The following is a 23,743-nucleotide window of genomic DNA, read 5'->3' as shown; positions in this document are numbered from 1 at the left end:
CGATCTTCGCGTCAGGCGCGATTGCCTGCGCACCGGCGATGGATTGCACGGACCGGTGTCGTTGGCTTCACGGAGGCCGGCGCTGAACAGGCGGCGCGTCGCCACGCTGCAAGGTGCGGCTGACCGGTCCGCGACGATGGCGGTGCGGCGGCCGTGCGCCGGTGGCGATCACGCAGGCCCTGCCAGATCCGGCTGCGCATCGAACGACACGTCGGCGATGCCCGTGCGTTTCAGCGATTCGGCCAGCCGCTCGATCGCGTGCAGATCGAGCGCGTCGAGACGCTCCCGCATCGTCTGCACGAACGCGGCATGGCGCGGCGCGTGCGCATGCTGGCCAAGCCATTCCTCGATATCGGTGAGGCGGCCTTCGCTGGCGAGCACGGCCAGCTCGTCGAGCGCACCCGGGGGCGGGCAGCGCATCGCGTGTGCGTCGCTTTCCGGTTCCTCTTGCTCGACCGGCTCGACCGGCCGGACGAGCGCCGACGCCGGGATCAGCGCATGCCCGATCGCCGGCGCGACGATCTGGAACGTGAACGACGTGCCGACGCCCGGCTGGCTCGACACGGCCAGTTCGCCGTGCATCGCGCCGACGATCCGCTGCGCGATGAACAGGCCGAGCCCGGTGCCGCCATTCACCGCCTGCACCTGCTGATAGGCACGGAAGATGTCGGTCGTCTTGTCGATATCGATCCCGATCCCGGTATCGGCGACCTCGAACACGATGCGCCACGCGTCGGCTTCCGGATACGCGCCGACCGACAGCGTGACCGTGCCGTCGCGCGTAAACTTCGACGCGTTCGACAGCAGGTTGAGCAGCACCTGCTGCAGCCGGATACCGTCGATCGACAGCTTGCGTGGCAGCGGCGTCAGCGGCCGGTAGTCGAACCGGTTGTCCTGTTGCGCGCACAGCGCGAGCGCATAGTCGCCGATGTCGTTCAGCAGGCCGGGCAGGTCGGTCGCGTCCGGCGAAATGCCGAGCGGCTGCAGCTCGGCCTTCGTGTACTGCAGCAACTCGTCGATCAGCGTGAGCTGGTAGCGGATGCTGCGGTCGATCGAGCGGATCAGCCGGGCCTGGCTGCGTGTCGCGCTTTGCAGCAGCAGCTTCGCGTAGCCGTTGATCGTCGACAGCGGCGCGCGCAGGTCGTGGCTCACGTAGCCGAGCGTCTCGATCTTCTGCTGCATGTGCGTCTTCACCTGGTGCAGCGCGTCGTTGAGCGCGACCGTGCGTTTGGCGACCTCGTCGCGCAGGCGATCCTGTTCGGTGAGCTGCCACTGCGCGAGCCGCTTGCGCGCCTCGGTGCGTTGACGCCCGACGTGGTCGATCCACGCGGCCAGCACCAGCAGGTGCGTGGCGAGCCCGATGATCGCGATGACGGGATTCGGATAGAGGTCGGACTTCAGCCAGAGCAGCCACGGCGGCACCGCGCCCATGCCGTCGAGCATGCGCATCAGGATGTTGAAGCTCGCGACCGCGATCGCGATCAGCATCACGCGCGCGGTCGGTGTCCTGCGGATCAGGAACGTCAGCGCGAGGCCGATGTTGACGACCCCCAGCACGGTGTTCAGCCGCAGGCAGAACCAGGTGAAGGTGAGCAGGTCGCCGAATGCCGCCCCGATGATGCCTGCGCATTCGAGGCCCAGTATCGTCAGGTAGACCGCGCGCAGCGGAATCCGGGCCTTCTCGCGGCGCGCGACCGCCAGGATGAAGACGATGAACAGCGCGACCGCGAGGTACGCGAAGATCACCTCGCCGCGCGCGGACCATTCGCGTGCGCCGGGCCACAGGATCAACGTCGTATAGCCGCGATACGTTGCCTCGAACAGCGTCGTGCACAACGCGATGCCGGCCAGCACGTGAAATACGCCGCTGCGCGAGAAGAAGCCGATCAGCAACGCGCACCACATGAGTGCCAGGAGGCCGCCGAAAAAGCCGAAGTCCCACATCGCGGCACGCATTTCCTCCGCCTCCCAGGCGTCACGGGTGAACGCGGCGGGTGCGAGCCGCATTTCCTTGCGCGACGTGACGCGAATCAGGATCGGCACTTGCTCGCCGGGACGCAGCATCCTGTCGAGCTCCGGATAGCGGGAATGCGCGCGGACGGTGCCGCCCGCGCCTGCGTCGGCCGGGAAGCGGGCGACGGGCGTCCACGTGCCGTCGCGGTTCGCATAAAAGTCCGCGCGGTCGACACGTGCGTCACGAAGCGCCAGCACCAGCGCGCGCTCGACGCTGTCGCGGTTGACCAGCGTCGCGCCGATCCACCACGCCGAGCGGGAAAACGCGATGTTGAACGACGATTGCGCTGCCGTGGCGGCGCGGCGTTGCGGCTGCGCGAGTCGCGCGGCGGCGTGGTCGACGGACATCGTCGTGCCCGGATCCTCGATGATCGACACCGCGTCCAGGTGCGCGGCGACATCCGCCGCTTCGGCCCGGTGCGCCGCGCAGGCGACCATCAGCGCCACCACGAGCAGCAGGAGGGCGTGCCAGCCCGACGCGCGGCGCCTACGCATCGCGCGGGTGATCATGCGACGCGGGCAGTGCGTCGATCGTCGGACGCTGGCGCCGCCAGTCGGATGGCGTGATGCCGAACCGTTCGCGAAACGCCGTCGCGAAATTGCCGGGCGTCGAGAAGCCGATTTCCTCGGCGATGTCGCCGATCCCCATCGACGTTTCCGCGAGAAAGTGCTTCGCGGCGCGCAGCCGCGTGTCGCGCAGGTATTCGAACACGGTCTGGCCGAGATGGTCGCGGAATATGCGCGACAGCCGCTTTTCGTGCGTGCCGACCTGCCGCGCCAGTTCGTCGAGCGTCGGCGGATTGCGCAATTCGCGCAGCAGGATGTCGCTTGCCGCGCGCACCAGCGCGGCGTCGGGATGGTCGGGTAGTTCAGGCAGGTGCGCGAACGGCTGGCCGCGCCGCGCACGCTTCAGGTGATTGCGGATTCGTGCGATCACCTCGGCCGGTTCGAACGGCTTCACGATGTAGTCCAGTGCGCCGGTTTCGAGCCCCGCGATGCGATCCCCGAGATCGCCGGCAGCGGTCAGGATGATGACCGGAATGTTTTGCGTCGACGGTGTCGATGCCAGCAGCCGGCATGCGGCGAAACCGTCCATGCGCGGCATCCGGACGTCCATCAGGATCAGGTCGGGCGCGATGGCCTGCGCGCGGTGATAGGCCTGCAGGCCGTCGAAGGCGACGCTGATCCTGCATCGCGCCGAACGCAGGATCTCCGTGAGGAGCCGAAGGTCGTTCGGGCGGTCGTCTACGACAAGAATATGCGCGCCAACGAGATCCGGCGTGGCGCGGAGCGACGCCGGACTGGACGAACGGGATGACATGGTTGCGAACGCGTAGGGGAGGTAGGCCGGGTCAGACTCGATGCATCTATGTGCACGATTGTTGCAAAAAATTATATGTCGACAATACGGCCGGCGGTGAGGATTCCGTGCGATCCGTGTGGGCATGTTTGACAGCGGCCGGAACCTGCGTGATAACCCGGCTGCGGGAAAAAATGGAGTGGGAAAAAGTGCCGAATCCGATGCGGGATATCGGTCGTTGTTTCCGTTTTTTAATTCGCGTAAATTGAATTGGCCCGAACGATGACTCGGCGCGAAATGTGTCGCGCGCGCGGCGAATTACGGTATGGAAAGAAATCATTGGTTCGGTTTCTCAGTGATTTAAGTTTTATTCATACCCGGTTAAAAAATTCTTCACATTCAAGTGCAATTCCCTGCCGGCTTGTATGAATGTAAATATCGTCCGGCCGGGAAAACAATTTGTCCGCCCGGGAAAAGGTTTGATCGGGAGAATCCCGGCACACTAGGCCCGAGGCGGATGGAATCGGTTCTTCATCAGAAGCGGCTTCCATGCGATATTTATTTGTCGCAGTGGCATGTTTGAGTGTTCAATATTCAATGTGACATTGAGTGCTGACAATCTCAAATTCCGGGATTCCGGTGCTGCGGCGAGGGTCGGCACGAGGGCGGTGCAAGCTTCTCATCCTTCGGATTGTTTGATATACGAGATGAATTGAAGGATGTGGAAGCTGATGAGAGTGTGACACAGCGGTCAGCAGGAAATAGTCAAAGAAAGTCAGTCAATTAATTAGATGTAGGGGTCATCCGGCCAATTGCCGGAGATTCCGGGAATCCGGAATCTCCGGTGCGTGCCTGGATGGAAAGGGGTGAGTCAGTTCGCGTCGGTCGCCGGGCAGTTCGATCCCCCGGGTGGCGGTTGCGCGGCGCGCGCTCTCGAATCGGCGGCACGAAAAAAACATGAACATGAAAAGCGTGGCAGATCAAAGCACCGGATCGCTCGAACCGGTGTCGGCTGTCAGCGTCCGCGATCCCGCGGCGCATGCTTCAGCTCCGGGGTGTGTGGGGCGTCATCCCCCTCCCGAATGAAACAGGACCGCCGGCCTGCGGGGCAGGCCGGCATGCGTCCATTCGGCGTCTGAACGACGCTTTCTCATGAAATTCGAAGTCGCCGCCGGGCCGGCGCGACGGCGCTCGCGTGCGTCTGTTACGCGTGTGTCGCGCATCGTGCCGTCACCTGGCCCGCGATGCCGGTTTCCATGATTCGATCCATCGCGATCGGTGCTGCGCGTCGTGCCTGACGGACACGCGCGGCGCGCGGTCGTGTGATCGCGACGTGTGTCGCGAGTGTCGTGCAGGGCCGTTCGGAAGTTCAGTTAGGTATGCGAAGTGAGTAGCGGGGCGTCGTGGGACGGGCGTACACGGAGACAGTCTTCGCCCGACCGCGTTCGCTGTTGCGTCATCCAGCACATGAGAACCGAGGGAAAAACAAGATGAACAAGTCGTTCAAGTCGATCTGGAACGAAGCACTGGGGGCCTGGGTTGCGGCATCCGAGCTCGATCGTGCGCGCGGCAAGCGCGTGGCGTCGTCGAGAAACGCGGGCGTGCTTGCCGCGCACGCGGGTGCCGCCACGCGCATCGCGCCGCCGCCGGGGTTGTCGCCCCGGCGACTCGTCATGATGATGGCGGCCGCGTATCTCGGACTGTTTCAGGCGGGTGCGCACGCGCAGTATTCGGCGGGCGGCGGCTCCGCGACCGGCGGCGCCAGCTCGATCGCGATCGGCAACGGCTCGGTTGCCACGCAGGTGAATTCCACTGCGTTCGGCAACCTGTCCACCGCGACCGGCGTTTCAGCCACGGCGATCGGCCCGGGCGCGCACGCGATGGCCGATGGCGCGACGTCCATCGGCATCAACTCGCAGGCAACCGGCGTCAACAGCGTGGCAATGGGCGTGCAGGCGATCGGTTCAGGGGCTTACTCGGTTGCGCTCGGCAACCTGTCGAGCGCGACGCAAAGCGGCTCGGTGGCGCTCGGTAGCGGTGCGGCGGCGACCGGCGTGTCCGCGATCGGGCTCGGCAACAATGCGCTGGCTTCCGGTCAGTATGCGGCGGCGCTCGGTCTCGGGGCGAGCGCTTCCGGGGCCCAAAGCGTCTCTCTCGGCTATGCATCCAATGCCATCAGCACGGGGGCCGTCGCGCTCGGCAACCAGTCGACCAGCTCGGGCGCGGCAGGCGTTGCCGTGGGCAGCGGCGCACTGGCTTCCGGCAATTCGGGCGTGGCAATGGGCGTGAACAGCGGTGCGAAGGGGACGTCGTCGGTCGCCATCGGCTGGGGCGGCACGGCGGGCGTGCCCGGCTCGGGTACGCAATCGCTCGGCACCAGCTCGATCGCGCTGGGTTCGAACACGACGGCCGGCGCCGACAATGCGCAGGCGTACGGCCTGAACGCCAATGCATCGGGTCTCAGTTCGATCGCGATGGGCGTTCAGTCGACCGCGACGCAGCAGTTCGGTGTCGCGCTCGGGGATCTCGCGCTCGCGACAGGTATTTCGGGTACCGCACTCGGCGCCGGCGCGACTGCGTCGGCCATCAATGCGACGGCGATCGGTATCAACAGTGTTGCGGCGGCCGGCTCCACCGTGGCGATCGGGGCAAGCAATTCGGTCGCTGCTACCGCGGGTGCGGGCTCGATTGCCGGCGGCAACAACTCTCAGGTGCTGGGCGGCACCGGTGCGGTGGCACTCGGCGAAGGCCAGACCGTGAGCGGCAACGGCGCGGTCGCCATCGGCGACCCGAGCACCGCGATCGGCACCGGTGCGGTCACGCTGGGGTCGAACAACACCGCGAACGGCGACGGCGCGGTCGCGATCGGCAATTCGAACAATGCGCAGGGCACCGGCTCCCTCGCGCTCGGCAATACGTCGACGGCGGCAGCGGCGGGCGCGGTGGCGTTCGGCGCGTCGGCGGTGGCGACCCATGCCAACGACGTCGCGCTCGGGTCCGGTTCGGTGACGGCCGCGCCGAATCCGACCGCGACCGGGACGATCGGCGGCGTCACGTACAGCTTCAACGGCATCAATCCGACCAGCGTCGTCAGCGTCGGCGCGGTGGGCGCCGAGCGTCAGATCACCAACGTCGCGGCAGGGCGGATCAGTTCGACGAGCACGGATGCGATCAACGGCTCGCAGCTCGATGCGACCAACCAGGCGGTGACTTCGCTGTCGACGTCGACGTTGTCCAGCATCACGTCGTTGTCCACTGGCGTTTCGTCGTTGTCGACGGGGTTGTCGTCGACCAATAGTGCGGTCACGTCGCTGTCGACTTCGACGTCGACGGGGATCAGCTCACTGTCGACTGGATTGAGCTCGACGAACAGCGCGGTGACTTCGTTGTCGACGTCCACGTCGACGGGTTTGTCGTCGGCGAATAGTGCGATCACGTCGCTGTCGACCTCGACGTCGACCGGGATCAACTCGCTGTCGACTGGCTTGAGCTCGACGAACAGCACGGTCACGTCGCTGTCGACCTCGACGTCGACGGGGATCAACTCGCTGTCGACCGGCCTGAGCTCGACGAACAGCACGGTCACGTCGCTGTCGACTTCGACGTCGACGGGCATCAGCTCACTGTCGACCGGCCTGAGCTCGACGAATAGCACGGTCACGTCGCTGTCGACTTCCGCGTCGACGGGCATCAGCTCGCTGTCGACCGGCCTGAGTTCGACGAACAGCACGATCACGTCGCTGTCGACGTCGACTTCCACGGTGGTGGGCTCGCTGTCCACCGGCCTGAGCGCGACGAACAGCAACCTGACATCGCTGTCGACCGCCACGTCGACGGGCATCAGTTCGCTGTCGACGGGCCTGAGCTCGATCGTGAACAACAACACCAATCTCGGCAACAGCACGGCCGGCGCGATCGGCGGCGGCTCGACCTACGACCCGACGACCGGCACGATTTCGGCGCCGTCGTACGTGACGTACAACAGCGACGGCTCGACCACGATCAACAACAACGTCGGCTCGGCGATCGACAACATCAACGCGCACGGCATCAAGTATTTCCACGCGAACTCGACCGCGCCGGACAGCCAGGCGATCGGCGTCGACAGCGTGGCGATCGGGCCGAACGCGATCTCGCGCGTGGACGGCAGCATCGCGCTCGGTTCGGGCGCGGTGGCCGATCGCGCGACGGCGCCGTCGTCCGGCATCCTCCGCAACGGCACCGCGTCGATCCCGTTCAACACGACGGACCAGACGCTGCTCGGCGCGGTGTCGGTCGGCGACGCGACGAACAGGACGTATCGCCAGATCACCAACGTCGCGGACGGCACCGGCCAGCAGGATGCGGTGACGGTACGGCAGCTGGCAGGTGCATTGCAGTCGTTCGCGGTCACGGGCCAGAAGTACTTCCACGCGAATTCGACGGCGGCGGACTCGCTCGCCGTCGGCGCGGAATCGGTCGCGGTGGGGCCGACGACGGTCGTCAACGGCGACAACGGCGTGGGCATCGGCAACGGCGCGATCGTCGACCAGACCGCGCCCGGCGGCATCGCGATCGGGCAGGCGGCGAGCTCGGCGCAGGCCGACGCGATCGCGCTCGGCAGCGGCGCGACGGCAACCGGTGCGCAGTCCGTCGCGCAAGGCGCGAATGCGGTGGCGGTCAGCGTGGGCAGTGTCGCGCTGGGTTCCGGTGCGCACAGCAACGCGACCGATGCGCTCGCGCTCGGTGCCGGTGCATCGGCGACGTTCGCGAACAGCGTCGCACTGGGCGCGGGCTCGCTGACCACGGTCGGCGCGCTGACGAACTACGTCGCGTACGGCCTGAGCAGCCCGCAGTCGTCGGCCGGCGAAGTGAACGTCGGCAACCGGCAGATCACCGGCCTCGCCGCCGGCAAGAACGGCACGGACGCGGTGAACGTGTCGCAGCTCGACTCGGTCGCGAACCAGCTGACGACGCTGATCGACCAGCGTACGACCAACCTCGGCGGTTCTTACACGTCGAATCCGTCCGGCGGCAACGTGCCGCCGGGGCCGAGCGGTTCGAACTCGTCGGCGGGCGGATCGGGCGCGGTGGCATCCGGCTCGAACAGCACGGCGGTCGGCAACGCGTCGACGGCGTCCGGCAGCGGCTCGACCGCGATCGGCGTCGGGGCGACCTCGTCGGGCAGCAATTCGGCGGCGGTCGGCGCGGGCAGCAACGACGGCGGCCGCTCGAACGTCGTCGCGGTCGGCTCGGCGGATTCGGCGCGGCAGGTCGTCAACGTCGCCGCGGGCACGCAGGGCACGGATGCGGTGAACGTGAACCAGCTGAATGCGGTATCGAACCAGTTCACGCAATCGCTGAACACGGTCAACAACCAGCTCACGCAGATGCAGCAGCAGATCCAGCAGACCGATTCGATGGCACGCGAGGGGATCGCCGCAACCGCCGCGATGGCGTCGATCCCGCACATGGATCGCGACTCGAACTTCGCGATGGGTGTCGGCACGGCGACGTTCCAGGGTCAGAAGGCCATGGCGGTCGGCATGCAGGCGCGCATCACGGAGAACCTGAAGGCGACGCTGAACGGCGGCTTCGCCGGCAGCCAGCGCGTCGTCGGCGCGGGCATGCTGTATCAGTGGAAGTGATCGCGCGCAGCGGTTCGTTCCGGCACGCCGTGCCGGAGCGGACCGCGTCGACCGCAACGCACGCGCCTGCGGCTGCGCCATCGCGCCGCACGTGCGGCGCCCATCGCATTTTCGGAGTAATCAAGTGAAAAACATTCCTATTGCACTGCTGGCGTCCGTCGTTTCCCTCGCTGCCTGTTCGAGCGCGTCGGGGCCGACGTACAACGCATACGAGCTGCAGCCCCGCGACGGCATCCGGACCTTTCGCGTCGACTGCCACGGCATCCTCTCGAGCGCGAAGACCTGCATGAAGGTCGCGACGCGCATGTGCGGCAACGAGGCCGTGCGCGTGGTCGATTCCACGACGCCGTACCGCGACGGCGCCGATCCGCACTCGATGGTGTTCCAGTGTGGTGCGGCACCCGCGCCGGCTGCCGCGGCTGCCGCGGCCGCGCCCGCCCCGGTCGAGAAGGTGAGCCTGACCGGCGATGCCTACTTCGCGACCGACTCCGCCGTGCTGACGTCCGCGGCCACCGCCGCGCTCGACACGCTGCTGAACCAGCAAGGCGACAAGCATTTCGCGCGCGTGGACGTGGACGGCTATACCGACGCGACCGGCTCGGATGCGCACAACCAGGCGCTGTCGAAGCGCCGCGCCGATGCTGTCGCGGGGTATCTGCGCGAACACGGGCTGAAGGCGGAGGCGTTTGCCGCGACGGGGCATGGAGAAGCCAATCCGGCGGCATCGAACGATACCGCCGAGGGGCGGGCGCGCAATCGCCGGGTGGAAATTTCGCTGCGGAAGTGACAAGCAGCGACCGGGTTGCCGCAGGCGTGGCCGTCGAAACCGACCGGACGGCTCGCTTGCGGTAGCGGTGCCGTCCGGGGACGCAGGCCATCGACGCAGGCAACGCGTCACGCGGGGCGGGTGCGGTGTCGCCGTCGCCGTCATCGTCGCACGGACGACGATGCCGCACGGCGACTTGCGTCCGACACGCGGGCCATCATCCGCACCGGGCAGCGGATCAGTGCCTGATCACGCAGACGGCCACGATTTCGTATCCGGGGTCGGCATGCGTGTTTGCCGCTTTTTCCGCTTCCTCATACGAACCGAAGGACGTGGCATCTTCAATTGCCGGTGCCATACCGATGTCGCCGTCCTCGGCGGTGCAGAGGAACTGCTCACCGGTCTTCACGACGTAGATCGACATCATGATTCCCTCCATGGTTTGCAGGGGGAAATTCCAGTCTAGCAGGCAAGAAGGGGAGCGGCGGTTTTGCCGGGTCGTTTCCGTGAGGTCCCGCCGGAAGCATTCGCGTGTCGATTTTCCGTATGTCATTCCGACCGGCGCGTCGGTATTCGTCAGACTCGATCCGACGGTCGATACGACTCCCGCTGTCGACCGCGATCGGCTTCCCGATTCGGTCTTCCTTTCCATGCAGGGCCGGTTTCACGACCGTCGGTCGGCGCGGATCGGTGAGCACACGACAGGGGGGGCCGTGGCGCGCGTGCGGAGCGCAAATCCGTGCACAATACCGGCATGCGCGCCCCAGATCTTGAATGCCTTGTCACCGTCACCATGCCCTTCGGAAAATACAAGGGTCGACTCATTGCCGACCTGCCCGGGCCTTACCTCAACTGGCTGGCTCGCGAAGGGTTCCCGCGCGGCGAAATCGGCCGACAGCTCGCGCTGATGCACGAGATCGACCATAACGGCCTGAGGAGCCTGCTGGAGCCGCTGCGCAACCGCGGATAGCGCGAACCAGCCGCCATTGACGGCGGCGGCCGCTCTTCGAGCGCACATGTCACGCGGGTTGAACGATCGCACCGCACCCGGGCGGGAACCCGACGTTCGACGAAATCCACGCACATTGCGGCGCCAACGCTCGCAACGCTCGTATACGCGCGGGTATCGCACGGCCGATGCTGACATAGAATAGAAAAGGCTCTGTTCCGGATGAGCCGACCGCAAAAAGAGGGGTGCCAACATGAGACGCCTTTATTTTCTCGTACCCGATACGCAGATGGCGAAGGCGATCGTCGATGACTTGCTGCGCGCGCGCATCATCTGGCGCCATATACACGTTCTCGCCGATCACAGCGTCACACTTGATCAGTTACCCGAAGCGTCTCTGCTGCAAAGCAGCGATGTCGTGCACGCGCTCGAGCGCGGCGTCGCACTCGGCGGCGCGACGGGCGCGCTCATCGGTCTCGTCGCGCTGGTCTTCCCCCCTGCGGAGCTCGTGATTGCGGGCGGCGCCGTCGTCGCATTGACGATGGCGGGAGCGGGCTTCGGGGCGTGGACGGCCGCGATGATCGGCATCGCCGAGCCGAATGGGCGACTCGCGCGCTTTCGTGACGCCATCCGGGAAGGCCAGATCCTGATCATGGCCGACGTGCCGGCACTGCGAGAGCAGGAAATCGAGCAGATGGTCGCCCAGCATTTTCCCAAGGCGGACCTGGAGGGTGGCGAGCCCACGACGCCGATCTTCCCCTGACACGCGAAAACCCGCTTGCATGAATACCTGCGCACATCGACGCAATTCGCCGAACGCGGCCCTTTTGCCTCACCCGGTGAGCGAGGAGGGAAACGCCGCGCGCCAACGGCTTGCCTGTGCCGATGTCGGATTGCACGCAAAACGCGCCGTGGCGCAATGCGGCGCACCGGCTCGTGTCTTGCGCCGGCCCCGTGTCCGGCCATTCCGAATCGCACACGGGGCGTACATTTCGACGCGAAGGGCGTGTTCTGAACTTGAGTGCTGAAGCTGAACCGTCAGCAAGGAGGTCATATGGAGCTGCACATGCAATCCCACCATTGGGAACGGCGCACGCCGGACTGGATCTCCGCTGCCGTGGCCGGTCTTGCGGGCGGTGCGCTGGTGATCGTGCTGGAATTCTTCTGGTCGACGCTGGTGCTCGGTGAAAGCCCGTGGCGACCGACGCACAAGATCGCGGCGATGGTGATGGGCCGAGGCGCGCTCAGCCAGATGTCGCAATTCAGCCTCGAAATCGTGGCGATGGCGCTGCTGCTGCACTACGTGCTCGGCGCGATCATGGGGATGATGCTCGCCGCGATCATGGCGCCTTTCCGCTTCGATTCGAGCGTGGGCATGGAGGCCGTGATCGGGCTGGCGTTCGGCATCGTCGCGTATGTGTGGAACTTCCATGTGATGACGGCCGTGTTCCCATGGTTCATCTCGGAGCGCGGTTCCGGCCCCTTGCTGGCAAACCTGCTGTTCGGCGTGGTTGCCGCCGTCGCCTACGGCAGGCTGGAGCGATGGCGCAGGCTGAGCAGGGGGGACTGACGCGTCGCCTTTTTTCCCGCCGCGCCGGCCCTGAATACCCGGCGGCCCCGGGCGACGGCCGCCTCGGCAACCCATGCCGGGGGCGGCCGTTTTGCATGGCATCGCCGCATGCGTCGCCGCCATGCGCGCGGGTACACGGCGCACGCTTCCCCGTGGCGCTGCCTTGCACGTTGCAGGGGAGCGGACTACCTTTGCTTTAGAGCCGTCGTGTGCAATGCGTCGCGAAGCGGTCCCGGCCGCGGTGCCGGCGCAGGCGATACGAACGATACGCAATGCGGCGATGCGGCACGACGACGCCAGCAGCGTCGGGTCGGCGGCTCGAGCGCGTGACACGCAGCGAGGCGGCCTATGGCCCTTGCGATTGCTCTGGTCCTGATCATCGTATTGGCGGTGGGGTTTCACTTTGCCAGTCCATGGTGGATCACGCCGATCGCGTCGAACTGGGTGCGCATGGACGACATGCTGACGATCACGCTCGTCATCACCGGCGCCTTCTTCATCGGGATCAACCTGTTCCTCGTGATCGCACTGGTGCGCTACCGCCACCGCAGCGGTCATCGCGCCGCCTACGAGCCGCACAATAGGCGGCTGGAATGGTGGCTGATCGGCCTGACCTCGGTCGGCGTGGCTGCATTGCTGGCACCGGGGCTGTTCGTCTACGCGGACTACATACGGCCGCCGCCCAAGGTGCTGCAGATGGAAGTGCTCGGCCAGCAATGGCAATGGCGCTTCCGCTTTGCCGGGCCGGGCGGCAAGCTGGGTACGACGGACGTGCGCTACATCAGCAACGACAACCCGTTCGGCCTGAATCCCGCCGACCCCAACGGCCGCGACAACCACCTGATCGACGCGTCGGAGGTGCACTTGCCGCTCAACCGGCCGGTCCAGGTCCTGACACGTTCGCGCGACGTGCTGCACGACTTCTACGTCCCGCCGTTTCGTGCGCGCATGAACATGGTGCCCGGCATGGTGACCACCTTCTGGTTCACGCCGACCAAGGCAGGGCGTTACGACATCCTGTGCGCGCAGCTCTGCGGTATCGGGCACGCCAGCATGCGCGGCGTGGTGGTGGTGGAAGACGAGGCGTCGTTCTCGCGCTGGCTCGCGCGGCAGCCGACGTTCGCGCAGCGCCAGCAGGCCGGCGTGCAGGCCGCACCCGCCGCCGCGGGCGGCAGCGGCCAGGCGCTTGCCGAGCTGGGCAGGACGCTCGCGGCGGCCAAGGGCTGCCTCGCCTGCCATACCGTGGACGGCACGCCGCGCGTGGGCCCCACCTGGAAGGGCCTGTACGGCAAGACCGAAACGATGGCCGACGGCAGCACCGCGAAGGTGGACGACGCCTACCTGCGCGCGTTCATCAGCAACCCGACGGCCCGCGTCGTGAAGGGCTTCTCGCCGATCATGCCGCACTTCGACCTGAGCGATCAGGAACTGACCGCGCTGGTGGCCTATATCAAGGCGCAAGGCGGGCCGGACGCCGGCAGCGCGGCCCAGCGCTAGCGGAGCAGATGCCATGACGTACGCGCACCCCGACCACGCCCCGCGCAGCTTCTGGACCCGCTATGTCTGGAGCCAGGACCACAAGGTCATCGCCGTGCAGTATGCGCTGACGGCCATCGCCATCGGCCTGGTCGGCATGGTGCTGTCGGACCTGATGCGGCTGCAGCTCGGCTTCCCGGGCAAGTTCGCCTTCATCGACGCCAACCACTACTACCAGTTCGTCACCATGCACGGGATGATCATGGTGATCTACCTGCTGACGGCGCTGTTCCTGGGCGGCTTCGGCAACTACCTGATCCCGCTGATGCTGGGCGCGCGCGACATGGTGTTCCCGTTTCTCAACATGCTGAGCTACTGGGTCTACCTGCTGGCCGTGCTGGTGCTGACGGCGAGCTTCTTCGTGCCGGGCGGGCCGACCGGCGCGGGCTGGACGCTGTATCCGCCACAGGCCATCCTGCCGGGCACGCCGGGCGTGCAATGGGGCATCGTGCTGATGCTGGTGTCGCTGGCGATCTTCATCGTCGCGGCGACGATGGGCGGCCTGAACTACGTCACCACCACGCTGCAGGCGCGCACGCGCGGCATGACGCTCATGCGCATGCCGCTCACGGTGTGGGGAATCTTCATCGCGACCATCATGGCGCTGCTGGCGTTTCCGGCGCTGTTCGTGTCGGCGGTGATGATGCTGCTCGACAGGACGCTCGGCACCAGCTTCTTCGTGCCGGCCGTGGTGTCGATGGGGCAGACGCTCAAGCACGTCGGCGGCAGCCCGCTGCTGTTCCAGCACCTGTTCTGGTTCTTCGGGCATCCCGAGGTCTACATCGTCGCGCTGCCGGCCTTCGGCATCGCGTCGGACCTCATCAGCACGCACGCGCGCAAGAGCATCTTCGGCTACAGGATGATGGTGTGGGCGATCGTCATCATCGGCGCGTTGAGCTTCGTGGTCTGGGCCCACCACATGTTCGTCGCCGGCATGAATCCGTACTTCGGCTTCTTCTTCGCCACCACCACGCTCATCATCGCCGTGCCGACCGCGCTCAAGGTCTACAACTGGGTGCTGACGCTGTGGCGCGGCGATATCCACCTGACCGTGCCGATGCTGTTCGCGATCGGCTTCGTCAGCACCTTCGTGCTGGGCGGGCTGACCGGGCTCTACCTCGGCAACGTGAGCGTGGACATTCCGCTGTCGAACACGTACTTCGTGGTCGCGCACTTCCATATGGTGATGGCCGTGTCGCCGATCCTGGTGGTGTTCGGCGGCCTTTACCACTGGTATCCGAAGGTGACGGGCCGCCTGCTCGACGACACGCTCGGGCGCGCGCATTTCTGGATCACCTTCGTCGGCACCTATGCGATCTACTTCCCGATGCACTATCTCGGCGTCCTGGGCATGCCGCGACGGTATTACGCGTACGAGGGCTACAGCTTCATTCCGCATTCGGCGCAGACGCTCAACGCGTTCATCACCGTCGTTGCGCTGATCGTCGCGGCGGCGCAGCTGCTGTTCCTGTTCAACCTGGCGTGGAGCCTCGCGCGCGGCAAGCGTGCCGACGGCAACCCGTGGCGGGCCACCACGCTGGAATGGCAGACGCCGCAAACGCCGCCGGCGCACGGCAACTGGGGCGCCGCGCTGCCGGTGGTCTACCGCTGGGCCTACGAATACAGTCCGCCGGGGCAGGAGGAAGACTTCGTCCCGCAAAACCAGCCGCCCGCAACGGCGCCCGAGCCCGCGCCGACGCAGCCGACCCTTCACCCCGGCGAGGCACGCGAATGACCACGCTGCCGCGCCCCCTCGTTCCCGACGCGCGACCCCTCTCGCCGAATGCGGGCCGCACGGGCCTGATCGTCTTCATGGCGGTGGCCACGACCTTGTTTTCACTGCTGCTGCTCGCCTATGGCATGCGCATGCGCGAGCCCGACTGGCAGCCGATCCCGCATCCGGTGCTGCTCTGGTGGAACACCGGTGCGCTGGTGCTGGCAAGCATGGCCATGCAGCGTGCCCGGCGGATCGGCTTGCACCGCGCGGCGTGGCTGATATCCGGCGGGGTGCTGGCGGCGCTGTTCGTGATCGGGCAACTGACCGCCTGGCGCATGCTGTCCGCGGCCGGGCAGACCATTACCGTCAATCCTTCCAACAGCTTCCTCTACCTGCTCACCGGCCTGCACGGGTTGCATGTGCTGGGCGGGCTGGTGGCCTGGGGCATCACGATCGCGCGTCTGCGGCGCGCTGACCCGTTCCGGGCCCAGCGTGCCATTGCGCTGTGCGCGATCTATTGGCATTTTCTGCTGGCTGTCTGGCTCGCGCTGCTGGCTGCGATGTGGTGGATCACCCCCGCGATCGTCGCCGCCCTGTGCGGGCCGCTGTATGGAGCCGCGCCATGACTTCGCCCACGCTCCCCTCCGAACCCGCCGGCGAACCGGCCGACATCGCGCCGACCGGCGCCGGCCCCGACGGCTGGCGCGGCATCGTCACCGACTGGTCGGCCGACCGCGAAGCGTTCAAGGTGCCGTGGGGCAAGGCGATGATGTGGATCTTCCTGCTGTCGGACACCTTCGTCTTCAGCAGCTTCCTGATCGGCTACATGTCGGTGCGCATGTCGACCACGGCGCCGTGGCCCGACACGTCCAAGGTGTTCGGGCTGACCGTGGGCGGCGTGGAAGTGCCGCTGCTGCTGATTGCCATCATGACGTTCATCCTGATCAGCAGCAGCGGCACCATGGCGATGGCCGTCAACTTCGGCTACCGGCGCAACGCAAGGCCCGCCGCGGCGCTGTTGCTGGCGACCGCGCTGCTGGGCGCGACCTTCGTGTCGCTGCAGGCCTTCGAATGGAGCAACCTGATCTTCCGAGAAGGCATCCGTCCGTGGGGCAACCCGATGGGCGCGGCACAGTTCGGCGCGTGCTTTTTCATGATCACCGGGTTTCACGGCTTTCACGTGACCTGCGGCGTGATCTACCTGCTGCTGATCGCACGCAGGATCCTGCTGCCGGGGTTCGCCGACCACGGCAACTTCCAGATCGTCGAGATTGCCGGCCTGTACTGGCACTTCGTCGACCTGGTGTGGGTGTTCATCTTCGCGCTGTTCTATTTGTGGTGAGGCAGGCCATGGAACACACCGATCCCGCCGATCGACCCGACGCCGCGCACGGCCAGCAGCATCCGATCGGCATCTACCTGAAGATCTGGGGCCTGCTGTTCGTCCTGAGCACGTTGTCGTACTTGGTGGACTATTTCCACGTGCAGGGCCTGCTGCGCTGGGTGCTGATCGTCGTGCTCATGATCGCCAAGGCCGGGCTGATCGTGTCGATTTTCATGCACATGATGTGGGAGCGGCTGGCGCTGGTGTACGCGATCCTGGTGCCGCCTCTGTGCCTGCTGGTGCTGATGGTGCTGATGGCCGCCGAAGCGCATCACACGTTCGGCATGCGGGCGCTCTTCTTCCACTGATCCCGTCGCCGGCCGTGCGTCGGCCGACGGGCGTTGCGCATCACGATGGGCACGATACGTGCGCCATCGACGGACGCCGTTTCGGGACGGACGGCGTCACGTCATCGGGGACGACGCTTCCCGGACATCCGTTCACGCAAACCTGAAGGGAGGACCCCATGAGATTTTCACGCCGACGCTTTATTGCAGCCACTACCGTTTTCGCCTCCGCGCTGGCCGTTGGACGTCGCGCGGCCGCGGCGGATGCCGGTGCCGTGCAGGAATCCGATGCAAACGCCCAGGCCCTCGGCTACAAGACGGACGCCAGCCGGGTCGACCATGCGAAGTTCCCGAAATTTCAGGCGGGCGAGGCCTGCGCGAATTGCCAGTTCTTCCAGGGCAAGACCGGCGCCGCGATGGCGCCGTGCACCATTTTCGGCGGCAAGCAGGTCAATGCAAAAGGCTGGTGCAGCGCCTATGCGAAAAAGGCGTAGCGAGCAGGGACGACGTGGCGGCCGTGTTGCCGAAACGTCGTTGTCGACGGGGTTGCCGGCGGCGAATATCGTCCCGTCGACGACGATACCGCACGACGACATTCGGATCGGTGCATGGGCACCGTGGCGAACGCCGACGCGATGCGCCGGATCGAGCACATACAATGTGAGCGTCCGCCGGCCCGTGCGTCGCCCTGATCTGGGTGACGCACAGGCCGATCCACCCGCGACCCGCCAAGGCCAACATGGAAATCAAATGGATCGAGGATTTCCTCGCGCTCGCTCAATATCAAAGCTTTTCCCGTGCGGCCGAATTTCGCAACGTCACGCAGTCGGGCTTCAGCCGTCGCATCCAGTCGCTCGAGCAGTGGATCGGCGCCGAACTGATCGACCGCAGCAGTTTTCCGCCGGTGCTGACGCCGGCGGGCCGCCTGTTTCGCGAGACGGCCGAGGACGTGCTCAGCCGCCTGTTCGACACGCGCGCCATCATCCGCACCGAGCAGCGGATCGCCGGCAAGAGCCTGCAGATCGCCGCGGGCCACACGATCGCGCTCAGCTTCCTGCCGGCCTGGCTCAAGGCGCTCGCGCCGCATTTCGGCGAAGTGCGGGCGCGCGTCATTCCAACCAACGTCCATGACTCGATCCTGATGCTCGTGAACGGCAACTGCGAGCTCATGTTCGCCTATCACCATCCGGAGCTGCCGCTCCATCTCGACCCGGCGAAGTACGAGCACCTGACCGTGGGCCTCGACACGTTGATGCCGGCGTGCCGGCCGAACCGGCGCTCGGCGCCCGCGTTTCGCCTGCCCGGCACGAGGCAGAATCCGCTGCCGCTGATCTCCTATACGGAAACCAGCTACTTCGGGCGATGTCTCGCGCTGCTGCTCGGTCGTGCGTCGGACACGCCGGTGTTGCAACTGCACTACGAGTCCGACATGGCCGAAGTGCTGAAAAAGCTCGTGATGGAAGGCGAGGGCATTGCGTGGCTGCCCCGCAGCGCGATCGCCGCCGAACTGGCGGCCGGCGAACTCGTACCGGCCGGGCCGGCGGCGTGGAACCTGGAAGTCGAGCTGCGCGTGTATCGCGACGTGTCGAATCGCAGCGAATTCCTCGACACGCTCTGGCAGCATCTGCGCGCCGAGCCTGCCCGGCTCGGGTAAGTCAGGGTTTTCCCGCCTTATGCGAGGTTCGCATACCGCCATGTTGCACCGGCATCACGGTTTTTTCGACCGTCCCTACCATTCGTTCCAACGGCACATGTGACGCGTGACCGGCGTCGCGGGGCCTTCTTCGCAGCGCTCGCCGCGTTCCGGCGGCCGGGTGCCACCCAAGGACGAATGGACATGAAAAATCGCCTTACCCTGAGCATTGCAATCGGCATGACCCTCGGTGTCGTCGCCGGTTATGCGTGCCACACGAACATAGCGGACCCGGCCGCGCTCAAAGCGGTCGCCGGCTACTTCTCGATCGTCACCGACATCTTCCTGCGCCTGATCAAGATGATCATTGCGCCGCTGGTGTTCGTGACGCTCGTGTCCGGCCTGGCCGGCATGGACAGCGGCGAAGACGTCGGCCGCATCGGCGTGCGTTCGATCGGATGGTTCATCTGTGCGTCGCTGATTTCGTTGAGCCTGGGCCTCGTGATGGCCAATGCGCTGCAGCCGGGCGCCGGGCTGAACCTCACGGAAGCCGCCGGCGAGGTCAACACCGGACTCAATACCGCCGCGCTGAACGCACGGGACGTGATCACGCATGCGTTCCCGACCAGCCTGCTCGACGCGATGGCGCGCAACGACATCCTGCAGATCCTGGTGTTCTCGGTCTTTCTCGGCATCGCGCTGAGTGCGCTGAAGCACGACAAGCGGGTCGGCGTCGTGATCCAGTCGATCGACGGCATGGTGCCGGTGATGCTGCGTCTGACGAACTACGTGATGCGCGCGGCGCCGCTCGGCGTATTCGGTGCGATCGCTTCGTCGGTCACGCTGCGCGGGCTCGACGTGATCTACACGTATGGAAAGCTGGTCGGCTCGTTCTATCTCGGGCTGCTGGTCCTGTGGGCGATGCTGATCGGCGCCGGCTACGTGTTTCTCGGGCGGCGAGTCGTCAGCCTGCTGAAGGCCGTGCGCGAACCCGCGCTGATCGCTTTCTCGACCGCGAGCAGCGAGGCGGCCTATCCGCGCCTGACCGAGCAGCTCGAGCAGTTCGGCGTCGACAAGAAAGTGGCGGGCTTCACGCTGCCGCTGGGATACGCGTTCAACCTCGATGGTTCGATGATGTATCAGGCGTTTGCCGCGATCTTCATCGCGCAGGCGTTCGGCGTGCACATGCCGCTGTCGCAGCAGGTCTTCATGCTGCTGGTGCTGATGTTGAGCAGCAAGGGCATGGCGAGCGTGCCGCGCGGCTCGGTGGTCGTGGTCGCGGCGGTCGCGCCGATGTTCCATCTGCCGGCGGCCGGCGTCGCGATGGTCCTGGCGATCGACCAGATCCTCGACATGGGCCGCACGATGACGAACGTGATCGGCAACAGCGTGGCGACGGCGGTGATCGCGAAGTGGGAGAGCCGGCGTGCGGCGAAGCAGGAAGGCGCCGTATTCGACCAGCCGGAGCTGAATGCATGATGCGCACGGATAGCGTGAATGCCCGGCGGAAGTTCGGCGTGATCGGCGGTCTCGGGCCGCTGGGCAGCGCCGACGTGTTCTTCAAGATGGTGAAGGCCACGCCTGCTTCGTCCGACGAGGAGCACGTCGAGATGATTTTCGAGCAATATCCGTTCAAGGGCTCGGGGGCGGGCAGTGCGGCGACCATCGAACGCAAGCTGTACGTGTTCGACATGATCCGGGCGTTCGAGCAGCGTGGCGTGACGACGGTCGTGCTGCCGTGCTTCCTGAGTCATACGTTCATCGACGAGCTGAAGGCGAATACGCGTCTGCCGATCGTGGATATCGTCGAAGCCGTTCGCAGCCACGTGCGGCGCAAGCATCCCGGCGCGACGCGCATCGGCGTGCTGGCTTCGGACTACGTGCGGGACAAGCGGCTCTTCGATGCGTATTTCGCGCCGCCGCAATTCGAAGTCGTCTATCCGCGGTCGCACGAAGGTATCGATCCCGTGACCGAAGCCGTCTACGGAGCCGACGGCATCAAGCGCGGCAATCTTCGCGGCCGGCCGGTCGAGCTGTTGCGCCGCGCATGCGAGGACCTCGCCGATCAGGGCGTGCAGGTCATCGTCCCCGGGCTGACCGAGATCGCGCTGGTCGCGGACGAAATCGGCCCGCAGCGCGTGCCGCTCGTGGATTCGAACCTGGCGTATGCGCAGTACGCGCTGACCGGGCAGCCGGGTTCGCGCGCGGCGACGTTCAAGATCGGCGTGGTCGGCGGCGTGGGCCCGGCCGCGACGGTCGATTTCCTGGACAAGATCGTGCGCAACACGCCGGCGTCGCGCGATCAGGACCATATCAAGCTGCTGGTCGAACAGAATCCGCAGATTCCCGATCGCACCGAGAACCTGGTGGGCACCGGCGCGGATCCGACGATCTCCCTGTACGCGACCTGCAAGAAGCTCGAGGACGGCGATGCCGACGTCATCGCGATTCCGTGCAACACGGCGCATGCGTTCGTCGAGCGGATTCAGCCTTACCTCGGCATTCCGATCGTCAACATGCTGACCGTGACCGCCGCTCATCTGCGCGACACCTGTCCGGCGCTGCGGGAGGTCGGCGTGCTGGCGACGTCGGGCACGATCGAAAGCGGCGTTTACAAGAGGGCGCTGGAGTCGCAAGGACTTCGGCAAGTGGTGCTGGCACCGGCGTTGCAGGCGCGCGTGATGGAAGCGATCTACGGGGAGCGGGGCGTGAAGGCCGGCTTCACGGCCGGGCAGTGCGAGGACGATATCGGCGCTGCCATCGAGGCGCTGATTGCCGAGGGGGTGAGCGTGATCGTGCTCGGATGCACGGAACTGCCGATCCTGCTGCCTGGCGGCGAATATGTCGCGCGGAACGGGGGGCGGGCGACGCTGGTCGATCCGACCGACGTGCTCGCCCGCACGTGCATTGCGTATGCGACGGCGGGTGGCGGTTGAGTCGGTATCTGTTTGGGGCGGGCGTCGATGATCAGGTTGACGCCCGTCGGGTTCGAGGCGCGGTTCAGGCGCCTCGGCATGGCATCAGGTTCTGCCTGCGTCGCCGGCGCCCGGCGCGGCCGGGCGCGTGACGAAATGGCGTCCCGACGAGGGCGCCGCTGCGTCATCCCTGTACGAGGAAAATGCGTAGTTCAGCAACCGGGCCGCCCCCGATATTCTTGCTGCGGCAGTGGGCGCGCCCAGGACCACCGCGAACACGCGTCGCTTGATCGCGGGGGCTTCCTGCGGTCGGCTCGCGGTCGCGACGATGCAATAGCCGGCGGCCGCGGTGTGTCCCGTCTTCAGGCCGTCCACGGACGGATCCATGCCAAGCAGCCAGTTCTTGTTGCGCTTCTCGAATTTTCCGTAGGAAAAGTGCTGTCTGGACGAGTACCCGTAGTATTCCGGGAAGTCCCGCGTGAGACGGAGTGCCAGCGTGGCCAGATCGCGAGCGGTCGAATGGTTGCCTGGCGTCGTGATGCCCGACGGCGTGGTGAAACGCGTGTGCTGCATGCCGATCTGACGCGCGGTGTCGTTCATCAATTGCTCGAAGCCGGACAGCGAGCCGCCGACCCGCTCGGCCAGCACCAGCGCCGCATCGTTCGCCGACGCGACGATCAGGCCCTGGACCAGGCTCCTGATCGTGACGCGCTGTCCGGGGACGAGATACATCCGGGCTTCGTCACTGCCGACTTCCGCCACATCGGACGTGCGGACCGTAACCTTTTCGTCCCAGCCCAGGGTTCCGTCGCGCAGCGCACGAAGAGCGATGTACGCGGTCATGAGCTTGGTGAGCGACGCGGGTTGACGCACCGCGTCCGCGTTGTGCTCGGCCAGAATCTGTTCGGACGCGCCGTCGACGACGAGCCATGACACGGCTTGAATGTTCGGCGGTGCGGGCACGGGCGCGGCTTCGGCCACTGCTGTCAAACAGGTGGTCATGACAGTCAGCAAGAGGGGTAAGCGGCGGAGTGGATGAAATCGTCGTGTCGTATGCCGAGTAACCTGCATGGGAATGTGAGTCGTGACGGGTAGGGCTGATCGGGTGTCGAGCGGATGTGTCGACGGGGAAGCGTCTGGCGTGACGTATCGCGACAGGATTCGCGGACGCCGATCATAAGCGACGACGCGGCGCACGCGATGCCGTGTCGGCATCGCATGATGCGTGTGCGGCATACGACCTCGAACGCGCGGGCCGTACACCGTGGCGACACGCGCCCGCCGAGCGTCGCTTAGCGTGCGCTGTCGATGATCGAGCCGCCGTCCGGCGTGAGGCTGTAACCCGTCAGGAACCGGGCGTCCTTGCTGGCGAGGAACAGGACGACCGGTGCGATGTCGTCGTCGGGTGTACCGAAACGACCCAGCGGGTTGGTCGGTGGCGGCACGTTGGCGTTTTCGTCCCACGTCTGCGCCAACGGCAACACGTTATTGACCGTGATCCGGTCGGCGGCCCATTCGCGCGCGGCGGTTCTCGTCAGCGCACGCACCGCTTCCTTCGCCATGTTGTACGGACCGTACCCCGCGAGACCCATGACGCCGGCCATCGAGCCGAAGTTGATCACGCGGCCTTCGCCGCTCGCTTTCAGGTGCGGATAGGCCGCCTGCATCATCCTCAGGTACGCGATGGGCCCGAGATCGAAGTTGCGTTGCAGTTTGTCCACCGACAATTCGGCGATCGACGAGAACGGCGCGGACGGATCGAATGCATTGTTCACGAGTATGTCGATGCCGCCGCACGTCGTGGCGACCTTGTCGACGGCCGCGTTGATCTGGTCGGCGCTGCCGAGATCGCAAGGGACGCCGAGTGCACGGCCGCCGGCGGCCTCGATGTCGGCGACGACCGCATCGACGTTGGCCGGCGTGAGCGACACGACCGCTACCGTTGCGCCTTCGGCGGCGAACCGTTTCGCGGTGGCGCGTCCGATTCCCCGGCCGGCGCCCGTTACGATGGCAATTTTTCCGCTGAGTCGGGCCATGATGTTCTCC

General features: G+C 66.1%; 19 protein-coding genes. 14 read left to right on the top strand and 5 right to left on the bottom strand.

The features are described from left to right. Positions 1 to 168 precede the first annotated feature (168 nt). Together DIE22_RS11965 and DIE22_RS11960 are read right to left on the bottom strand one after the other, a co-directional pair. Entirely contained in the window at positions 169 to 2,508 is a 2,340-nt protein-coding gene (locus DIE22_RS11965; protein ID WP_124605163.1) for a sensor histidine kinase, read from the bottom strand. Continuing rightward, positions 2,501 to 3,334, bottom strand: a complete 834-nt coding sequence (locus DIE22_RS11960; protein ID WP_124501543.1) for a response regulator — start codon at positions 3,332 to 3,334, stop codon at positions 2,501 to 2,503. Before DIE22_RS11960 ends, DIE22_RS11965 begins: the two co-directional genes overlap by 8 nt. 1,469 nt (positions 3,335 to 4,803) lie before the next feature. Here DIE22_RS11960 and DIE22_RS11950 point away from each other — a divergent pair. Next, positions 4,804 to 8,940, top strand: coding sequence for a YadA-like family protein (locus tag DIE22_RS11950; RefSeq protein ID WP_124605162.1), 4,137 nt, complete (start codon positions 4,804 to 4,806; stop codon positions 8,938 to 8,940). A gap of 124 nt (positions 8,941 to 9,064) precedes the next feature. Continuing rightward, the gene (locus DIE22_RS11945) at positions 9,065 to 9,727 is read left to right on the top strand and encodes an OmpA family protein (protein WP_124497317.1); all 663 of its coding nucleotides are present in this window, start codon (positions 9,065 to 9,067) and stop codon (positions 9,725 to 9,727) included. Positions 9,728 to 9,944: 217 nt separating this feature from the next. Here the strand turns inward: DIE22_RS11945 and DIE22_RS11940 are convergent, their stop codons facing one another. Continuing rightward, a complete protein-coding gene (locus DIE22_RS11940; RefSeq protein ID WP_124497318.1) occupies positions 9,945 to 10,133 on the bottom strand; it encodes a hypothetical protein in 189 nt (62 codons plus the stop codon). Between the two features lie 327 nt (positions 10,134 to 10,460). On the opposite strand from DIE22_RS11940, the gene DIE22_RS11935 reads away from it, so the two are divergent. The 12 genes from DIE22_RS11935 to DIE22_RS11880 all read left to right on the top strand — a co-directional run bounded on the left by DIE22_RS11935 (position 10,461) and on the right by DIE22_RS11880 (position 21,718). Then, positions 10,461 to 10,676: a DUF3820 family protein gene (locus DIE22_RS11935; protein WP_124497459.1), complete on the top strand. Its 216-nt coding sequence runs from the start codon at positions 10,461 to 10,463 to the stop codon at positions 10,674 to 10,676. Between the two features lie 232 nt (positions 10,677 to 10,908). Next, positions 10,909 to 11,418, top strand: coding sequence for a DUF1269 domain-containing protein (locus tag DIE22_RS11930; protein ID WP_124497319.1), 510 nt, complete (start codon positions 10,909 to 10,911; stop codon positions 11,416 to 11,418). Between the two features lie 291 nt (positions 11,419 to 11,709). After that, positions 11,710 to 12,225, top strand: coding sequence for a hypothetical protein (locus tag DIE22_RS11925; RefSeq protein ID WP_124497460.1), 516 nt, complete (start codon positions 11,710 to 11,712; stop codon positions 12,223 to 12,225). Between the two features lie 348 nt (positions 12,226 to 12,573). Beyond that, entirely contained in the window at positions 12,574 to 13,722 is a 1,149-nt protein-coding gene (locus tag DIE22_RS11920) for a c-type cytochrome (RefSeq protein ID WP_124497320.1), read from the top strand. 13 nt (positions 13,723 to 13,735) lie between these two features. After that, a complete protein-coding gene (gene ctaD, locus DIE22_RS11915) occupies positions 13,736 to 15,496 on the top strand; it encodes a cytochrome c oxidase subunit I (protein WP_124605161.1) in 1,761 nt (586 codons plus the stop codon). After that, on the top strand, positions 15,493 to 16,104 hold the full coding sequence (locus tag DIE22_RS11910; protein WP_124605160.1) for a cytochrome c oxidase subunit 3: 612 nt from the start codon (positions 15,493 to 15,495) through the stop codon (positions 16,102 to 16,104). The genes ctaD and DIE22_RS11910 overlap by 4 nt, the downstream gene beginning before the upstream one ends. Further along, complete coding sequence (locus tag DIE22_RS11905) at positions 16,101 to 16,820, top strand: heme-copper oxidase subunit III family protein (RefSeq protein WP_124605159.1); 720 nt, start codon at positions 16,101 to 16,103, stop codon at positions 16,818 to 16,820. Before DIE22_RS11910 ends, DIE22_RS11905 begins: the two co-directional genes overlap by 4 nt. Positions 16,821 to 16,828: 8 nt before the next feature. Next, positions 16,829 to 17,170, top strand: a complete 342-nt coding sequence (locus tag DIE22_RS11900) for a cytochrome C oxidase subunit IV family protein (protein WP_124605158.1) — start codon at positions 16,829 to 16,831, stop codon at positions 17,168 to 17,170. A gap of 158 nt (positions 17,171 to 17,328) precedes the next feature. Continuing rightward, positions 17,329 to 17,643, top strand: a complete 315-nt coding sequence (locus DIE22_RS11895; RefSeq protein ID WP_124497324.1) for a high-potential iron-sulfur protein — start codon at positions 17,329 to 17,331, stop codon at positions 17,641 to 17,643. Positions 17,644 to 17,888: 245 nt separating this feature from the next. Further along, positions 17,889 to 18,803 (top strand): LysR substrate-binding domain-containing protein, encoded by a 915-nt coding sequence (locus DIE22_RS11890; protein WP_124605157.1) that lies wholly within the window; start codon positions 17,889 to 17,891, stop codon positions 18,801 to 18,803. Positions 18,804 to 18,986: 183 nt separating this feature from the next. Then, a complete protein-coding gene (locus tag DIE22_RS11885; protein WP_124605156.1) occupies positions 18,987 to 20,261 on the top strand; it encodes a dicarboxylate/amino acid:cation symporter in 1,275 nt (424 codons plus the stop codon). Further along, positions 20,258 to 21,718 (top strand): amino acid racemase, encoded by a 1,461-nt coding sequence (locus DIE22_RS11880; protein WP_409410186.1) that lies wholly within the window; start codon positions 20,258 to 20,260, stop codon positions 21,716 to 21,718. The genes DIE22_RS11885 and DIE22_RS11880 overlap by 4 nt, the downstream gene beginning before the upstream one ends. Positions 21,719 to 21,802: 84 nt before the next feature. On the opposite strand, the gene DIE22_RS11875 is transcribed toward DIE22_RS11880, so the two are convergent. Beyond that, positions 21,803 to 22,699 (bottom strand): D-alanyl-D-alanine carboxypeptidase family protein, encoded by an 897-nt coding sequence (locus tag DIE22_RS11875; protein WP_260426654.1) that lies wholly within the window; start codon positions 22,697 to 22,699, stop codon positions 21,803 to 21,805. Between the two features lie 290 nt (positions 22,700 to 22,989). After that, entirely contained in the window at positions 22,990 to 23,733 is a 744-nt protein-coding gene (locus tag DIE22_RS11870; RefSeq protein ID WP_124497327.1) for an SDR family NAD(P)-dependent oxidoreductase, read from the bottom strand. Positions 23,734 to 23,743: the final 10 nt, after the last annotated feature.

The sequence above is a fragment of the Burkholderia sp. Bp9142 genome (assembly GCF_003853415.1).
In the GTDB taxonomy this organism is placed as follows: domain Bacteria; phylum Pseudomonadota; class Gammaproteobacteria; order Burkholderiales; family Burkholderiaceae; genus Burkholderia.
This window is presented reverse-complemented; position numbering and strand designations above follow the sequence as displayed.